General features: G+C 61.5%; 2 protein-coding genes and 1 pseudogene. 2 read left to right on the top strand and 1 reads right to left on the bottom strand.

The features are described from left to right. Nucleotides 1–2051 (bottom strand): glycoside hydrolase family 3 C-terminal domain-containing protein (locus D3I60_RS01550; RefSeq protein WP_262774373.1); only part of this gene is annotated, 2051 nt, incomplete at its 3' end. 479 nt (nucleotides 2052–2530) lie between these two features. Between D3I60_RS01550 and D3I60_RS01545 the strand changes: the two genes are divergently transcribed. Continuing rightward, nucleotides 2531–3112 carry a TetR/AcrR family transcriptional regulator gene (locus tag D3I60_RS01545; RefSeq protein WP_262774371.1) on the top strand — a complete coding sequence of 194 codons (582 nt, stop codon included), beginning with the start codon at nucleotides 2531–2533 and terminating at the stop codon, nucleotides 3110–3112. Between the two features lie 425 nt (nucleotides 3113–3537). Beyond that, nucleotides 3538–3858: pseudogene (locus D3I60_RS01540) on the top strand (transposase); the annotation flags it as partial. Between the last annotated feature and the right edge of the window lie 123 nt (nucleotides 3859–3981).

The following is a 3981-nucleotide window of genomic DNA, read 5'->3' as shown; positions in this document are numbered from 1 at the left end:
GTGAGCGGGTGGGTGAGCCACTCGTCAACAGTGGACAGCAGGGTCAGTTCACGATGAATGATGTCGCCGGACAGCGTCATACTCTGCCTAAGAAGTACGGTGGCGGCGTCCTGGCAGACCTCGATGACGTAAGCCCCGGGTGCGACCACCCATCGGCCCAGCTCGATATCCCAGTACGCGAACGCGCGCCTCGGCAGATCCAGGCTCACGATGCGCGATTCGCCGGCCTCGAGGTGGATCTTCGAGAATGCCCGTAGCTCACGCGCAGGCCGTCGAACAGGTCCTGCGGTGGTCGAGACGTACACCTGGACCACGTGAGAGCCCGCGCGGGTGCCAGTGTTGGTGACCCGAACCGTCGCGGTCGCGGCATCCTCACCCGTGCGCGTCACAGTCAGGTCGCTGGTCTCGAAGGTGGTGTACGAAAGACCATGACCGAAGGGGTATCGGGCTGGAGTATGGAGGGTTTGGTGCCACCGGTACCCGACCAGCACGCCCTCGCCATAGCGGACGTGGCCTTGCTCGCCGGGGAAATTGGGGTAGCTGGCGGTGTCCTCGAGCCGGACGGGAAGGCTTTCTGCGAGGCGACCCGAGGGGTTCGCGAACCCATAGAGGAGGTCCGCGATCGCGGCACCCCCAGCCTGTCCGAGAAGATGCCCCTGGAGGATCGCTCCGACATTCTCGTGCCAGCCCTCGACAGTGACAGTGCCGCCGCCGCTCAGGACGACGACCGTTTGCCGAGCTGCGGCCGCGACCGCGCGAATCAGACGAATCTGATTATCGGGGAGCGCCAGATGTGAGCGGTCGAAGCCCTCGGACTCCTCGGTCTCCGGGAGCCCCGCGAACACGATGGCCACGTCCGCGGCGGCAGCGACCTCCACAGCTCGGGTCAGCAGATCATCCGACGGCACGGAGTCTGGCATGAAACCAGGCGCGAACATCAGCTCGCTGTTATGCCGGTCCACGATCGTCTGAAGGGCGTCAAGGGGCGTGTCAACGCGGATGGCGTTGACCTTAGAGCTGCCTCCTGCTTGGTATCGGGGCGTCCGAGCGAACTCGCCAATCGCTGCGATCCGGGCGCCGTGTGTCAAGGGGAGGGTGCTGTGGTCATTCTTCAACAGCACCGCGCATTCGGTGGCGAGTTCTAAGGCCAAAGCATGGTGGGCCTCAGCATCGAAAGGTTCGTGCGAAACATCGACGAGGCCGGTCAATGTAAGCACCCGCCGCGCTGCGGTGTCTACAACGCGTTCTTCTAGTGTGCCGGAAAGCACGGCATCGACGATGGCTTGCTTGCTGCGGCCGCGAGTGCCGGGCATTTCGAGATCTACCCCCGCCTCTAATGACGCGACGGGGTCCACGATTCCTCCCCAGTCGGACACGATCGCCCCGGCGTATCCCCACTCGCCGCGTAGTACGTCGTTGAGCAACCAATGATTCTCCGCTGCCGGCACTCCGTTGATGCGGTTGTAGGCGGCCATGACGGTAGCGGGTTGAGCCGTCATAACGACGTGCTCGAACGCGGGGAGGTAGATCTCCCTCAACGTTCGCTCGTCGACGTCTGCGCTGATCCGCATCCGCTCGGTTTCCTGATTGTTTGCGACAAAGTGCTTCACCGACGCGCCGACGCCTTCAGACGCGAGTCCCCTGACGTGTGCCGATCCCAGAGCACCTGAGAGTGCGGGGTCCTCGGAGTAATATTCGAAGTTCCGGCCACACAGCGGGGATCGTTTTATGTTAATGCCGGGACCGAGCACCACGTTCACTCCGAGCGCACGAGCCTCGCGGCCAATCGCAGCGCCGATGCGTTCAGCGACTTGCGGGTTCCAACTGCACCCGACTGCGACAGCGGGCGGGAAACAGGTTGCCGGTTCGCTTCCGGTCACGCCGAGGTGATCGCTGCTGCCGAACTGTCGACGCACCCCGTGGGGGCCATCCCCGAGGACCACAGTCGGGATGCCCGCATGTGCGACTGGATGAGTGGACCAGAAATCGCGGCCTGAAAGGAGTGCGGCCTTCTCTTCAAGGCTGAGCATGGCAATCGCGGTGTTAGCCATACGATCGGGAGTGGGATGTGATGCAGACAATTAAGAGCCTTCAATCGATGCGGGGCGCGGTGGTGACGCTAGCGGACCAGGACAAAGACGGTGGTCGCCAAGGTGAGTGCGATAACAGCGACCAGCCAGACCATCTGTTTGTCGCCTATTCTCACGACGACCATGACGACGACGGCGGCTCTGTCAACTGTCCGATGATTTTCCGGGGGTGCTCACTTTGAGGTCTCGGGCTGCGGCACCCGGCAGGTCACCGGCGTGAGAACGGGGAGACGTGAGTTGGCACCCCGACGAATAAGTGACGTACAAATCAGTGGCAGTCATTGATGCTCCGGGCGCAGAGTCGGCTCTCGAATGAGGGTCATCACGACACCCTACCACCCTACCGACAGAAATGTAGATAAAACATTACGTCAATGTAGATACTCTAGACGCGAACAGTGTCGGGAAAAGCCCTGACCCAGCCTCAAGAGGGAGCTTTCATGAATAGCACCACCGATTCATCTGCCCGTCGCCGGTTGCCTCCTGACGCTCGGCGTGATGAGATCCTGGCATCTGCGACCGAATTGATCTCGTCGGTCGGGTTCAACGCGACGACGATTGACCACTTTGCCCGCGCCGCCGGCATCTCACGGCCCGGCCTGCTGCACCACTTTTCCTCGAAAGAGGCGCTCCTGGAGGCGGTCCTGGCCCGGAGGGATCGGGACACTGTTGACGCGTTGAGACACGACACGATCGCGCACACCCCCGGGGCCGCCCGAAAACTTCTCGACGACCTCGTTCGGTGGAATGCCGACCGGCCGCAACTGGTTCAGCTGTACACTATTCTGGCTGCAGAGGCACTCTCCATCGATCACCCGGCTTACCACTATTTCCGCGCCAGGGAGCGTCTCGCCCTTGAGTTCTTTGCCGAGCGAATCGTGCCGTGGCATCCCCGTCCCCGGGCCGCGGCCCTGCAGTTGATTGCGTACCTCGACGGGCTTCAGTTGCATTGGCTCCGTGATTCCGCGATTGACATGGTCGAGCAATGGGAGTTCTTCGCCGAGAGCTTCTTTGAGGATTGATACGCGTCAGTGGCCCTGCGTAGCCCGGTCGTAACGCAAAGACCTGTCCCAACGTTGCGATGGGTGAGGTCATCCAATGACCAAAGTTTGGTGGGCGAAGAGGATCCCAAGCCCAACCTCGCGTTGTTGCTTGCGGTCGCCGCGGTGGACACGCTTGCCTCTAGTGCGGTCCTCGCAGTTGTCGCCGACGCGGCGCTGAGGTTCATTCCCAAGCTGGGACGCTGCTGCGTCGGAATCGAACTGGGTTTCGGCCTGACTATTCTATGTTTACGATTCTCAAAAGACCCACGAGTGCTTCGCCGGCCGAATCGTTGTCGGTGCAGTCCGCGGCTTCTTTGTAGTTGAGATGACTCGACTTCTCGCTGGCTCACTCAACTAGGGTGTGTCTTCTTTATTGGCCATTCCAGGACTGTCACGGTGGAGGCGTGACTACACAGCAACGACACCGAGTATTCACCGATGAGCAGTGGGCGAGGATCGAACCACTCCTGCCCTCGAACGTCGGCAAGAGAGCCCGTCAGTTTGAGAACAACCGTCGAATCGTCGAAGGAATCGTCTACCGCTACCGGGCTGGTATCGCTTGGCGTGACCTGCCACGCGAGCACTTCGGCCCCTGGCAGACGGCATGGAAACGTCACCGCCGCTACGCCGCCGACGGCACCTGGGACCGAGTGGTGGCCCATGTGCTTTCCGATGCCGATGCTGCCGGTGACATCGATTGGAATGTCTCCATCGACGGCACTGTCAAGCCTCGGGTTTGATGGAGAGTTTTCTACTTGGAATTGGTGTGCTCGAACACGAGCTACGCAGCCCGTGGCATCGTTCTGAAATAGGTCGCTCGAAACGTTGTGGGAGTCGCCCCAGCGAGT

It is taken from the genome of Brevibacterium permense (genome assembly GCF_025506275.1).
Lineage (GTDB): Bacteria > Actinomycetota > Actinomycetes > Actinomycetales > Brevibacteriaceae > Brevibacterium > Brevibacterium permense_A.
The sequence above is the reverse complement of the archived record's forward strand: the minus strand, read 5'-3'. Positions and strand labels throughout refer to the sequence as shown.